13 protein-coding genes and 2 pseudogenes are annotated in these 13,023 nt (G+C 37.3%); 9 read left to right on the top strand and 6 right to left on the bottom strand.

Translation table 11 applies throughout. The features are described 5' to 3' along the window. Positions 1-63 precede the first annotated feature (63 nt). The 7 genes from L3081_RS08330 to L3081_RS26610 all read left to right on the top strand — a co-directional run bounded on the left by L3081_RS08330 (position 64) and on the right by L3081_RS26610 (position 3,184). Positions 64-285 carry a DUF2788 domain-containing protein gene (locus L3081_RS08330; RefSeq protein ID WP_242284835.1) on the top strand — a complete coding sequence of 74 codons (222 nt, stop codon included), beginning with the start codon at positions 64-66 and terminating at the stop codon, positions 283-285. Then, on the top strand, positions 285-566 hold the full coding sequence (gene ybfE, locus L3081_RS08325) for a LexA regulated protein (protein ID WP_242284833.1): 282 nt from the start codon (positions 285-287) through the stop codon (positions 564-566). Before L3081_RS08330 ends, ybfE begins: the two co-directional genes overlap by 1 nt. A gap of 37 nt (positions 567-603) precedes the next feature. Further along, complete coding sequence (fldA, locus tag L3081_RS08320; protein ID WP_242284832.1) at positions 604-1,128, top strand: flavodoxin FldA; 525 nt, start codon at positions 604-606, stop codon at positions 1,126-1,128. Positions 1,129-1,308: 180 nt separating this feature from the next. Continuing rightward, positions 1,309-1,752 (top strand): ferric iron uptake transcriptional regulator, encoded by a 444-nt coding sequence (gene fur / locus L3081_RS08315; RefSeq protein ID WP_242284829.1) that lies wholly within the window; start codon positions 1,309-1,311, stop codon positions 1,750-1,752. A 124-nt stretch (positions 1,753-1,876) separates the two neighbouring features. Beyond that, positions 1,877-2,299 carry a methyltransferase family protein gene (locus L3081_RS08310; protein ID WP_338027187.1) on the top strand — a complete coding sequence of 141 codons (423 nt, stop codon included), beginning with the start codon at positions 1,877-1,879 and terminating at the stop codon, positions 2,297-2,299. A 79-nt stretch (positions 2,300-2,378) separates the two neighbouring features. Continuing rightward, the gene (locus tag L3081_RS26615; RefSeq protein ID WP_274620372.1) at positions 2,379-2,678 is read left to right on the top strand and encodes a glutamate racemase; all 300 of its coding nucleotides are present in this window, start codon (positions 2,379-2,381) and stop codon (positions 2,676-2,678) included. Then, positions 2,675-3,184 carry a glutamate racemase gene (locus L3081_RS26610; RefSeq protein WP_338027279.1) on the top strand — a complete coding sequence of 170 codons (510 nt, stop codon included), beginning with the start codon at positions 2,675-2,677 and terminating at the stop codon, positions 3,182-3,184. The genes L3081_RS26615 and L3081_RS26610 overlap by 4 nt, the downstream gene beginning before the upstream one ends. 64 nt (positions 3,185-3,248) lie before the next feature. Here L3081_RS26610 and L3081_RS08300 read toward each other — a convergent pair whose 3' ends face one another. Next, positions 3,249-3,818: a PhnA domain-containing protein gene (locus L3081_RS08300; RefSeq protein WP_242284825.1), complete on the bottom strand. Its 570-nt coding sequence runs from the start codon at positions 3,816-3,818 to the stop codon at positions 3,249-3,251. A gap of 180 nt (positions 3,819-3,998) precedes the next feature. Here L3081_RS08300 and L3081_RS08295 point away from each other — a divergent pair, with 180 nt between their 5' ends. Further along, entirely contained in the window at positions 3,999-4,925 is a 927-nt protein-coding gene (locus tag L3081_RS08295; RefSeq protein WP_242284823.1) for a diguanylate cyclase, read from the top strand. 57 nt (positions 4,926-4,982) lie between these two features. After that, positions 4,983-6,207, top strand: a pseudogene (gene sstT, locus L3081_RS08290) (serine/threonine transporter SstT). A 49-nt stretch (positions 6,208-6,256) separates the two neighbouring features. On the opposite strand, the gene tilS reads toward sstT, so the two are convergent. The 5 genes and pseudogenes from tilS to rnhB all read right to left on the bottom strand — a co-directional run bounded on the left by tilS (position 6,257) and on the right by rnhB (position 12,983). Next, positions 6,257-7,273: a tRNA lysidine(34) synthetase TilS gene (gene tilS / locus L3081_RS28125; RefSeq protein ID WP_338027277.1), complete on the bottom strand. Its 1,017-nt coding sequence runs from the start codon at positions 7,271-7,273 to the stop codon at positions 6,257-6,259. Positions 7,274-7,298: 25 nt separating this feature from the next. After that, positions 7,299-7,604 carry a PP-loop family protein gene (locus tag L3081_RS26605; protein ID WP_274620371.1) on the bottom strand — a complete coding sequence of 102 codons (306 nt, stop codon included), beginning with the start codon at positions 7,602-7,604 and terminating at the stop codon, positions 7,299-7,301. 114 nt (positions 7,605-7,718) lie between these two features. Further along, positions 7,719-8,675, bottom strand: a complete 957-nt coding sequence (gene accA / locus L3081_RS08275; RefSeq protein WP_242284821.1) for an acetyl-CoA carboxylase carboxyl transferase subunit alpha — start codon at positions 8,673-8,675, stop codon at positions 7,719-7,721. Between the two features lie 131 nt (positions 8,676-8,806). After that, positions 8,807-12,357: pseudogene (gene dnaE, locus L3081_RS08270) on the bottom strand (DNA polymerase III subunit alpha). Further along, on the bottom strand, positions 12,354-12,983 hold the full coding sequence (gene rnhB / locus L3081_RS08265) for a ribonuclease HII (RefSeq protein ID WP_242284819.1): 630 nt from the start codon (positions 12,981-12,983) through the stop codon (positions 12,354-12,356). Before rnhB ends, dnaE begins: the two are co-directional and overlap by 4 nt. Positions 12,984-13,023 lie beyond the last annotated feature (40 nt).

Genomic DNA, 13,023 nt, shown 5'->3' with positions numbered 1-13,023 from the left:
AATGAGATTATATTGACACTATGCTATAGTGCCGCCAATTTTTAGACTGACTCACTGACTAACATGCTAGCTGAACATTTAGAGTTAATAGAAACTATTGGGCTGAATTTATTTTTTCTTTTTATTTTTGGTTTTATTGGCTTATCCATCCATGATGTAATGAATAAAAATGACGTACCAAAAATGGGCAGAGTAGTCGTCTATTTTGTATTATTTTTAGGTTGCGCAGGCTTTATAGCTAAAGGTATCATTCAATTTATTTGGGAAAATCAGGGGGTTGGATAGTGGCAAAGGAAGTATCTGACTTAACCACTATTGACTTATTTAGTGATGAAAAACGCCCTGGTCGTCCAAAGACGAGTCCGCACCCTCGCAGTGTTCAAATACGAATTAATAAGCGAAACCAGGTAAAACGAGACAAAAGTAACGGTCTAAAGCGTGTGGAGTTTAAAATTCATCACAGCATATTTGAACAGTTAGAAGAATTAGCTAAAACTAAAAACATTAGTCGTAGTGAGTTAATAGAAAGATTATTGATTGACTCGTTGACGAAAGAAAACAATTAATTTTAATACTAAATTTGAAGTAATAAGGTAAATTCCCATGGCAATCGTAGGTTTATTTTTTGGTAGTGATACTGGTAATACTGAAGCTGTAAGTAAAATGATTCAGAAAAAACTCGGCAAAAAAATGATTGATGTAAAAGACATCGCAAAAAGCACAAAAGAAGATATCGCTGAATTCGATTTACTCATTTTAGGTATTCCAACATGGTATTATGGCGAAAATCAGTGTGACTGGGATGATTTTTTACCTGAACTTGAAGAAATCGACTTCACTGATAAATTAGTGGCTATTTTTGGTTTAGGTGATCAAGAAGATTATGCTGAATATTTTTGTGACGCCATGGAACCGCTACGTGATATCGTTGAAAGCAAAGGGGCAATAGTTGTTGGTAATTGGCCAACTGAAGGTTATGAGTTCGAAGCCTCTAAAGCGTTAATTGATGAAAATACCTTTATCGGTCTGTGTATTGATGAAGACAGGCAATCTGAATTAACCGAAGAGCGTGTTACCAAGTGGGTAAATCAACTTAATGATGAAATGTGTTTAGCTGATCTAGCATAAAATAATCTTACCCCCCATAATATTAAAGTTATTTACCTCTATCAAAAGCTCATTTAATGAGCTTTTATCATTTAAAAGCAAAAAAAATAGCAATTAGCCAAACTAACCCTTTCACCAAACTTAATAACACCCTATACTTTTATTTTTATTCCTATTACCTTAATTAGAGAAATTAATTACATGGCAGATCAAAATGAAGAACTAAAAAGAGCCGGATTAAAAATCACCCTGCCTCGTATTAAAATTTTAACCATCCTACAAAACCCAAATAATCAACATATTAGTGCAGAGGATGTTTATAAAATATTACTTGAGCAGCATGAAGAAATTGGCTTAGCTACTGTATACCGTGTGCTTAACCAATTTGACGATGCAGGTATTGTTACACGCCATCATTTTGAAGGTGGTAAGTCTGTTTTTGAATTGTCTCATAAGCAACACCATGACCACTTAGTGTGCTTACAGTGTGGCAAAGTTGTGGAATTTGAAGATAACGTGATAGAACAAAGACAAAAAGATATCGCTGAATCTCACAAAATCACCTTAACAAACCATAGCTTATATCTGTATGGTGAGTGTGAAGATAAGATAGCTTGTGAAACTTATAGAAAAGCCAACCTTTAATATATCATTAACTGTTAGAAAACAATCACTAGCTCAAGCCCACAGTTGGTAAAGAAATTGAGATAGTGATCATCATTGTGGCATAAAATGAATTTAGAATTGAAAGTTATCCCACCAAAGACAATTGTTAATTGCTGCAGGATTAATGTTTGCTCTAGCAACCCGCTTCCCTCAATATAACCTATATATAACACATCACTTAGTTATCAGTATTGTCTTCGTTATCGTAGGAAGTGTTATTGGGTTGTTAGCACTTTATGATTTTCATAAACACCAAACCACCTTTCACCCTCACACACCAGAAAAAACCCGTACTGTAGTTGACAGTGGTGTTTTTGCTTATTCTCGAAACCCTATGTACTTAGCATTAATCATTACTTTGTTGGCTTTAGCTGTCTACTTACAAAACTATGTATGTTTGATTATTATACCGCTATTCATCCGGTACATAACTAAATATCAAATTATTCCTGAAGAAGAAATGCTCAACAAACTTTTCCCTAATCATTACCAAGCGTACTGCAAAAAAGTAAGACGTTGGTTATAAATTAAAATGTGTATTTTAAAAACTAAACGTTTTTGGGATTATAAACTTAAACAATACTTGTTAGCGACGTTACCTTAAGATGGAAAGACATAAATCAATCGGCATATTTGATTCGGGCGTAGGAGGGCTTTCTATCGCCGAGGCAATCAATGAACTGCTTCCTGAAGAAAACTTAGTTTATTTTGCGGATATTGAGTTTTCTCCCTATGGAAATAAATCCACAGAAATAATCGAAAAACGCTCAAAAGAAATTGTAAAATTTCTTATTAGTCAGAATTGTAAGCTTGTTGTTGTTGCTTGCAATACGGCTACCGTTAATTCAATAAGTAATTTACGGGCTGAAACTTCCATTCCAATTATAGGAGTTGAACCGATATAAAACCTGCAGCTTTACAAAGCAAATCGGGCATTATTGGCGTATTAGCAACGGAACAAACAATTGCAAGTAGGTCTTTTCAGAACCTCTGTGACAAATATGGTGAAAAAGTGAGCATAAGAACTAAAGCTTGCCCTAAATTTGTCACTTTAGTAGAGAGCCTAAATCACAATAGTGAGCAAGCTCACACAACGGCTGAACAATACATCCAACCACTATTATCGCAAAATTGTGACCAAATAGTGCTCGGCTGTACTCACTTTTCATTTCTGAAAACTACGATTGAAAATATTGCAGGTCTTAACGTTAATATTATTGACACAGCAATTCCTGTCGCAAAAGAAGTAAAGAATAAGCTACAGAGCAATAATTTAGAAAATACAGAGAACATAAAGGGTATTGTTGAGTTCTGGGTTAGCGGAAATTCGGCACAGGCTGCGGAATCTATAAATAAATTATGGGGCCAAAATGTGAAGGTGTCATCAGTTCAAAAAATAACACCAACTTAACAAACATCAATTTATATTCCATAATCATAATATAAATTGATGTGAGTGTTCTTTAGCTAATTCGTTAAGCCTTTTTCAAATAAGCAGCAACAAGTACAATGCGCGTACCATTGACTTTACCTTCAATATGCTCAGGGTTATCGGTTAAGGTGATACCTCGCACCAACGTACCCTGTTTGGCTGTAAAATTGGCGCCCTTAACTTTTAAATCTTTAATTAAGGTTACATCATCACCGTCTTGTAATTCAGCACCATTACTATCACGGGTAGGACCTTCTCGCTGCTCAGCAGCTATCCCTTGCTCAGCCCACGTTTTTACGTCATCTTCCATATAAATCATATCAAGCGCATCTTGAGCCCAACTTTCTGACGACAACTTATGCAGCATACGGTATGACATAACTTGTACTGCCGGTTCTTGATTCCACATACTATCATTAAGACAACGCCAGTGATTTAAATCCGGCTCACTTTCACCGTCAATTTGACTTTGACAAGTTTGGCAAATATAAATAGATTGCTGCGCACTTAAATCACTTGTCGGCGGTACGGGATAAACGACTAAATTGTCAGTTGAGGTACAAAGTTCGCAGCTATTATTGCTCCGTTGAATTAATGCTTGTTTGCTAGGCATATTGGTTCCTAATATTAATCTTATTTGGGTACAAATTTAGTGCTTCAATTATACCTTAAAGTAGGGCAATAATTAAAATAATTTGATATAAATCACTGTGTTTAATCAAATATGGCTTATTATTCACTCTGTTTCTTTGTTATTCTAGGCAAACCAATAAAGTGGAGTTAATATTATATTGTGAAACCTGAGTTACAATTAGCACTTAGCCAAACAGACTTTGACAAACTCACCCAAGCCCTAAAACGCGCTTTTGATGACCATTTGCAATGGCTCAGCGATTTAAACTACGCAATGGTTTGTGATCATCAAAACTTATCCTCATTTTGTTGTTGTGATAAACCACACTATTTGTGTAATTTCGGGAGATGGTATTATAGTGTTGACAATATTGATATTTGTGAACACATTGATTTTATTAATTTGGGTATAAGACACAAGAAACTTCATCTTGTTGTTTGTAACCTCATAAATGAATTTAATGAACACGGCAAACCGGCTAAATCTACCTACTTAGAATTTAAACAAATTGAAGAGTTATTTTTAAAAGAAATTAAAAGTTTCTTACATTCAAATCTAGCGGCATTTAGAAATACCGATCATTTAACACAATTACCAAACCGGCATGCATTAGAGATGTTTTTGGAACGAGAGTTAAGTCGATTGCAACGTAAATCGTATCAAAGTTGTATCGCTATGCTTGATATTGATTTTTTCAAATCTATTAACGATAAATATGGTCATAGCACAGGCGATGAGATATTGAAAAAGTTTGCTGATTTACTGACATTAAATATTAGAAATTTTGATTTTGTTGCTCGCTATGGCGGTGAAGAGTTTATTATTTATTTTCCTGATATAGATTGTCAAACAACCTATATGATTACAGAAAAATTACGTAAATTAATTCAGCATGAACTTTTTGTCACATCAGAAAATCATGTTATTAATATAACCTGCTCTTTTGGTATTGCTTCATTTAATGAAGGTAAAACAATTAAAACATCTATCACTGATGCTGACAAAGCACTCTATCAAGCTAAAAATACTGGTCGTAATAAAGTTATAATTAATAAACAACCAACTCCCTGTAGCGTTAATCACTAGACAAACATTCACAGCAATGTTAAAAACTCTGCCTATAATATAATAAAAAGGCTTAGTATGACGGCTGAATCATCAATCTCTAATCGTTCACTTATCAATAAATTAAAATCTATAGGCTTAGTATCGCAAATAATTGTTGCCATTATACTTGCCACGCTAGTCGCGACTATATCCCCTGACATCGCAAAGTCGTTTTCAATACTGGGCAGTTTGTTTGTTTCCGCGCTGAAAGCAGTAGCACCCATTTTAGTATTAGTCTTGGTTGCTGCAAGTATCGCCAATCAAAAAACAAACAGTGACGCTAAATTAAAACCCATTGTAGGATTATATTTACTGGGTACGCTTTGTGCCGCTTTTGTTGCGGTGGTTTTAAGCTTTATCTTTCCAACCTCTCTAACATTAGATATAGCCGCAAGTGCTAACCCACCACAAGGATTGAGTGAAGTACTAGCTACATTAGCGTTTAAAGTGGTAGAGAACCCAATTAGCGCCATTGCTAATGGCAATTTCATTGCTCTATTAGCGTGGGGGCTTGGTTTAGGTTTTTCACTTAAACATGCTAATGAACAAACAAAGACTACTCTTCATGATTTTAGTGAAGCAATTTCGAGCATTGTTCGTTTGGTTATTCGCTTTGCGCCAGTTGGTATTTTTGGTTTAGTCGCTAATACACTTGCTACAACTGGATTTACAGCTCTAGCTGAATATAGCCATCTAGTTTTTGTGTTATTAAGTGCTATGCTAATTATTGCCCTTGTCGTCAATCCATTAATAGTATTTATAATAATGAAGACAAACCCCTACCCTTTAATCTTCACTTGTCTACGTGAATCAGGAATCACCGCATTTTTTACTCGTAGCTCCGCTGCAAATATTCCAGTGAATATGGCACTGTGTAAAAAGTTAGATTTACATGAAGATACCTATTCAGTTTCTATCCCCCTCGGCGCAACAATTAATATGGCCGGAGCAGCAATAACAATAACCGTATTATCTCTCGCAGCGGCAAATAGTTTACACATTGAAGTTGATTTTGGTACCGCAATATTACTGTCAATTGTCGCCTCCATTTCAGCTTGTGGCGCATCTGGGGTTGTTTGGTGGTTCACTATTATTAATACCATTAGCTTGTGGCTTATTTGGCATTGAAAATGATATTGCGATGCAAGTGGTGGCTATTGGTTTTATTATTGGAGTAATCCAAGATTCAGCCGAAACTGCACTGAACAGCTCTACTGATGTGGTATTTTCCGCTGCGGCTTCACATCACATCACAAAATAGCAGTTAAACTTCAAGTTCTTTTGTTTTCTTGCAACTTAAAACAGATGATTTAAGAAGCCCAGGTAATATGTAAACTGGGCTCACTTTCCTGAAGTACATATGCTTGGCAAACAAAAAAACCAATCGCAGCAACAAGTTCATCATCGTAATATAAAAAAGGAATGCGCTTACGTTGCCACGTTGGTATATTAAGCTCTTGCAGTACCTTTTTTAAACTACGAGAATGATTTCGATAGTCAGGTAAACAACTTGGATTGTTATGTGAAAAACGCAATGTCACTTTTTGCATTTTTCCCGGCAATATAATACCTTGTGTCGTTTTTTGATCGTTATAAAGCACGACTTTTACAATATTCAATTTACCTAAATCATCTGGTAATTCTATAAAACTTTCATCATCAGATAAATCAAGCTCCACCTGCCAGTCACTAACATCCCCAAATTGAGGCGTTAAATATAAAACACCTTTATACCGTCGTAGGTAGTTATCACCTACTTTAACCACTGGCGTTTTATCATCGGCGGCGTTAAGTTGCAGGTAAAGTTGAACTAATTGTTCTGTACTTGGCATTAAACACTGGTGTTGTGCTAAAAAATAACGAATAAGGTTATTGAATCGACTTTGAGATAATTGCTTTAAACATCCTACAGACAAGTTTTTACCATCCTTTTGGCAAAACTTAAGATCGTCAGCAGCTAATTCCTCCAATAACAACTGACCTTCACGGCAATGGTCACTGCTACGATTAATCGTATTAACAATACTAGGCCAACGATTGGTTAGTAACGGTATGATGTCATTTCGCAAAAAATTTCGATCAAAACAGATATCAGTATTTGACTCATCTTCTACCCAACTTAATTGCAACTGTTGAGCATAATCGAGAATCTGTGCACGCGTAATGTTTAACAGTGGGCGCAGTAATACATCTTTGCCCTGTTTAGTTTCACTTGTCATTGCGGATAAACCTTTTAGGCCTGATCCTCGTTTTAGCGCCAGTAAAAATGTTTCTGCTTGATCATCGCTATGATGCCCTGTGAGTATTAATGAGGGTGAGGTATTGATAGATTGTAAAGCTTGATACCTAGCATTACGGGCTAATGCCTCTAATGATTGTTGAGGTCCGGGCTTGAACGTTAACCTGACAGACTTTTAACTTTAGTTTCAAAGCTAAGCAAGCTTGCTCGGCAAATACCTGCCAATCAGCCGCATTCTTGCTCAATCCATGATTAACATGACAGACAGTAACAGGATTAGAAATGATAAATCTTTGCGTTAACGATGCTATCGCATGTAGTAATACTTGAGAGTCAACACCACCACTGTAAGCAATAACCAGAGGCATATCTGGATATTTACTGATTGTGTTAAGTACTGTTGACTCGATAGGATGCATAGTTACGATTACGCGTAAATTTACACGTTAGTTCAAATGAATAGTAGCGAGACTCATAGGTAGTTCGATAAACATCAAAACTAGCTAACTCGCTACGTAAATCTATAATACTTCTTAGCAATAACCAAAAGACATTAATTTATCATAACGCTTTTCAATCAATTGCTCTTTATCAAACACATCTAATTCTGCTAGGTCACTTTTAAGCGCTTGTTTTAACATTGCGGCCATTTGATCGACATCACGATGTGCTCCACCTAATGGTTCTTCAACAATACTGTCTATCAGACCTAATTCTTTAATACGTTGTGCTGTAATGCCCATCGCTTCTGCAGCCGTTGATGCTTTTTCAGCTGTTTTCCATAAAATTGAAGCACAACCTTCTGGAGAAATTACCGAATAGGTAGAGTACTGAAGCATGTTCACTCGATCGCCAACACCAATGGCTAGCGCCCCGCCTGAACCTCCTTCGCCAATAACAGTGCAGATAACAGGTACCGTTAACCGTGCCATTACTTTTAAATTAGTTGCTATAGCTTCACTTTGGCCACGTTCTTCAGCACCAATCCCAGGGTAAGCGCCTGGCGTATCTATAAAGGTAATGATTGGCATGTTGAAACGTTCAGCCATTCTCATTAAACGCAATGCTTTTCGGTAGCCTTCTGGGCGTGGCATACCAAAGTTACGTTTAACTTTTTCGTTAGTTGAACGGCCTTTTTGATGGCCAATAACCATCACAGCTCTACCGTCTAAACGCGCAGTACCCGCAACAATAGCACTATCATCAGCATAAGCTCTATCGCCGCCTAATTCATCAAACTCGGTAAAAATTCGTGGTAAGTAATCTAACGTATAAGGACGTTGTGGGTGACGAGCAACACGCGCGGTTTGCCAAGGGTCTAAATTGGCAAAAATTTTCTTGGTTTGCTCTTTATTTTTTTCGCGCAACTGCGTAATTTGATCCTCTAAATCAAGATCTAACTCTTGACCAGTATTCACAAGTTGAAGCTCTTCTATTTTTGCATCAAGCTCGGCAATAGGTTGTTCGAAATCTAAAAAATTTAATGACATATGCTGCTTTGCACCTAAAAAATGGTCTTAATATTCTCTTATTACCAATATTATAATCGATAATGCTTAATTTTTAATTCTTATTGTCGTTGATATAGTTAAAATATTGTATATGTTTGTTAATAACCGCGTTATTTAAATTGTAGAGTGACTCTTTCGTCACCTAATAATTCTTTTAAATCATTTAATAACATATCAGTTGGCGTTACCCGCCATTGTACTCCAAGTTCTAACATGCCGCGAGCTTCTTCTCGTTGATAAAAAACTCTAACAGGACAAGTGCCTTCTTTATGCGGTGTTAAAACGTGGATAAATTGTTCAAAAAAATCACAGCCAATTATACCTTTATTTACCTGAAGATCTAATGAGGTAACATAATTTTCTCGTGCGTCAGTAATTGTCATGATATCTCGGGCGGTCATTGTATTACCTCCTGAGTAATCATCAAAGCTGACCTGTCCGCTGCAGACTAATATGGCATCAGTTTCAAGTAGCTCTGAAAATTTATCATAATCATCAGGAAACAAACGTATATCCATACGCGCACTTTTATCATCAAGTGTTACCAATGCCCGCCGACGCCCACGCTTATTCACCATAACACGAACACCAATGACTAACCCAACTGCTACGGCTTGCTTATCTCGTCCTGTTGGTTGCATACCCACTAAACGGTCAGGTGGAATATTTTTTAATTTCGGTTAAATAACGATTAATGGGGTGTCCGGTAAGATATAAACCCAAGGTTTCTTTCTCACCATCAAGCCAAACTTCTTCAGGCCATTTTTTAACATTTTTGAAACTTTGACGGGAATCTGTTTGTTCATCATTGATCAAACCAAACAGGTCATTTTGCCCTAACGATTCAGCTTTAGCGTGTTGTTCTGCCGCTTTTATAGCTTCGGGTAAGGTTGCGAACAACACAGCTCTATTGGGTAAGTCTTTGCCGTCGCTTGTTAACTTATAGGTGGGCCCAAGTGCATCCATAGCACCAGATTTAACCAATTTTTCTAATACTCGCTTATTCGTTTTTTTTAAGTCTAAACGCGCACAGAAGTCAAATAAGTCAGTAAAAGGACCACCGGCTTGACGCGCAGCAATAATCGCTTCAATTGGACCTTCGCCAACACCTTTAACTGCACCTATACCATAGACAATTTGGTTATTATCATTAACCGTAAATTTATACTGACCTGCATTAACATCAGGGGGCAATAAATCAATCCCCATATTGCTACATTCATCAACCAAGGTCACAATCTTCTCGGTATTGTCCATATCCGCAGACATAACCGCAGCCATAAACGGTGCAGGAAAATGCGTTTTCATCCATAAAGTTTGATACGACACCAAAGCGTAAGCAGCAGAATGTGATTTATTAAAACCATAACCGGCAAATTTTTCCACGAGATCAAAAATTTTAATCGCTAATTCGCCATCAACACCACGATCTTTAGCGCCTTGTTCGAAACCCTCACGCTGCTTAGCCATTTCTTCTGGTTTTTTCTTACCCATAGCTCGACGCAGCATGTCTGCACCGCCAAGAGAGTAACCCGCTAACACTTGCGCGATTTGCATTACCTGTTCTTGATAAAGAATAATGCCGTACGTTGGTTCCAGTACAGGTTTTAAATCGATATGCTGCCAGGTTTCATCGGGATAACTTATCGCTTCTCGACCATGCTTTCGTTCTATAAAGTTATCAACCATCCCAGACTGTAAAGGTCCAGGACGGAATAAAGCAACTAAAGCGATGATATCTTCAAAACAATCCGGCTTTAATTTATCAATCAGCGATTTCATACCGCTTGATTCCAATTGAAAAACAGCTGTGGTTTTTGACGCTAATAAAACATCAAAACTATCCTTGTCATCTAACGGGATAGCGGAAATATCAATAGGATCTTTTCCCGCTTTTAGCAGTTTTTCATCGGCCATTTCTATAGCCCACTGCAAAATAGTCAGTGTTCTTAGCCCAAGAAAGTCAAACTTAACCAACCCCGCATCTTCTACATCATTTTTGTCGAACTGTGTGACGGGATTTTTGCCTTCATCATCACAGTAAAGCGGCGCAAAATCGGTAATAGTTGTGGGTGAAATAACAACCCCCCAAAGATGCTTGCCCGCATTTCTTGTAGTGCCTTCCAGTATGCGACACATATCAATAAGATCTTTTACATCGCTATCTTGCGCATATAATTCAGGCAGCTTAGGCTCTTCTTCAAACGCTTTAGCTAAAGTCATACCGGGCGTTGTCGGGATAAGCTTGGAGATTCTGTCTACAAAGCCGTAAGGATGACCTAAAACACGACCAACATCTCGAATTACTGCTTTTGCCGCCATGGTACCAAAGGTGATAATTTGTGACACAGCATCACGACCATATAACTCAGCGACATGATCAATCACCTCATCTCGCCTATCCATACAGAAATCAATATCGAAATCAGGCATAGATACACGTTCAGGATTTAAAAAGCGTTCAAAAAGTAAATCAAACTCTAGTGGATCAAGATCAGTAATATCTAAGGCATAAGCAATTAAGGAACCAAAGACCTGAGCCTCGACCAGGACCAACGGGAATATTGTTATCTTTACTCCACTGAATAAACTCCATTACAATTAAAAAATAACCGGGAAATCCCATGTTATTAACAACTTCTAATTCTATTTTTAGTCGTTCATCATACGGTGCTCTTATTTCGGCAAAGTTTTCCGCTTGACGATCAAATAATTGATCCAGTCGTTTTTCTAAGCCTTTTTCAGACACTTTTATAAAATAATCATTAATTTCTAAACCATCTGTTGGAAAATCTGGTAATACATATTCCCCCAACGTGACGGTAACATTACAACGTTTAGCAATTTCTACACTGTTTGCCAGAGCTTCAGGAATGTCGCTAAATAATTCACACATTTCCTCTTCACTGCGCAAATATTGTTGTTCGCTATAACGTTTAGGGCGGCGTTTATCGTCTAAGGTGTAGCCATCATGAATAGCAACGCGAATTTCATGAGCGTCAAAATCATCAGGTGAAAGAAACATTACCTCATTCGTGGCAACAACGGGCAGTTCATATTGAATAGCTAAGTCAACGGCTAGATGTAAATAGTTTTCTTCGTCAGCTCTACCTGTTCTGATCAATTCAAGATAAAAACACTGATTAAAATGTTGCTGATAAAAGCCAACCATCTGCTCTACAAGGGTAGAATTCCCCTTTATTAATGCTTTACCTATATCACCTTCTCGGCCTCCCGATAAAAGCAATAAGCCTTGTTTGAATTCAACTAACCATCGCTTGTCAATGACCGCTTTATTTTGTATATGCCCACGCATATAAGCTTTTGAAATTAATTCAGTGAGGTTTTTATAGCCCACATTATCTGTAGCTATCACAACAATACGGGAAAGTTCATCGCCAAGCTCTTCGCTCAGCATCCAAAAATCACAACCAATTATCGGTTTAATTCCTGCACCATGAGTGGCATGATAATATTTAACGAGACCACATAGGTTAGTCTGGTCTGTTAAGGCAAGCGCCGGCATCTTTAATGCGGCAGCTTTGGCAACAATAGGCTTTACTTTATTTAAGCCATCACACATTGAATAATCACTGTGAATACGCAAGTGAATAAACTTCGGCTCAATAAATGTGGTTTCTTCAGCTACTTGCTCACTCATTTGATTTGACCTAATACCCGAGCAACAGGCTTAAAGCTCTGTCGGTAGCAATCTAACACGCCATACTCAATAATTTTTTCCAAATGCATTTTTGTTGGATAACCTTTGTGTTTAGCAAAGCCATATTGTGGATATAATTTATCGAGCGCTATCATTTCATTATCCCTAGCAACTTTTGCTATTATCGAAGCAGCACTTATTTCATCAACACGATCATCACCTTTAACAACAGCTTGGCTCCTTATTGGTTCTTCCTTACCGGTAAATGTTGGCGTTCGATTTCCATCAACTAGCACATAATCAGGCGTGACACTTAACCCTTGTACAGCACGTTGCATTGCAAGCATAGTGGCATGGAGAATATTTAAGGTATCAATTTCCTCAGGACTCGCTCTGCCTATTGACCATGCAATAGATTTTTCTTTAATTTCTTCACTAAGTAATAAACGCTTTTTTTCAGATAACTTTTTTGAATCTCTCAAGCCATTAATAGGATTATCAGGATCTAAAATTACCGCAGCAGTCACCACATCACCAACAAGTGGTCCTCTGCCCACCTCATCTACTCCGGCAATACAATATGCAATAGGGTATTCAAATTCAGGAAAGATTATTTTTTTAGCCATATCAATTCTTATTTTATTAAGCTTTGTTCAGTTGAAAGGA

This window comes from Colwellia maritima, from assembly GCF_022669015.1.
Taxonomy (GTDB): domain Bacteria; phylum Pseudomonadota; class Gammaproteobacteria; order Enterobacterales; family Alteromonadaceae; genus Colwellia; species Colwellia maritima.
The sequence above is the reverse complement of the archived record's forward strand: the minus strand, read 5'-3'. Positions and strand labels throughout refer to the sequence as shown.

Bases quoted from the DNA above. Each gene is read 5' to 3' on its own strand.
- L3081_RS08330 (WP_242284835.1), top strand. From the start codon at position 64: ATGCTAGCTGAACATTTAGAGTTAATAGAAACTATTGGGCTGAATTTA.
- fldA (WP_242284832.1), top strand. From the start codon at position 604: ATGGCAATCGTAGGTTTATTTTTTGGTAGTGATACTGGTAATACTGAA.
- fur (WP_242284829.1), top strand. From the start codon at position 1,309: ATGGCAGATCAAAATGAAGAACTAAAAAGAGCCGGATTAAAAATCACC.
- L3081_RS26615 (WP_274620372.1), top strand. From the start codon at position 2,379: ATGGAAAGACATAAATCAATCGGCATATTTGATTCGGGCGTAGGAGGG.
- L3081_RS08300 (WP_242284825.1), bottom strand. From the start codon at position 3,818: ATGCCTAGCAAACAAGCATTAATTCAACGGAGCAATAATAGCTGCGAA.
- L3081_RS26605 (WP_274620371.1), bottom strand. From the start codon at position 7,604: ATGCATCCTATCGAGTCAACAGTACTTAACACAATCAGTAAATATCCA.
- accA (WP_242284821.1), bottom strand. From the start codon at position 8,675: ATGTCATTAAATTTTTTAGATTTCGAACAACCTATTGCCGAGCTTGAT.
- rnhB (WP_242284819.1), bottom strand. From the start codon at position 12,983: ATGGCTAAAAAAATAATCTTTCCTGAATTTGAATACCCTATTGCATAT.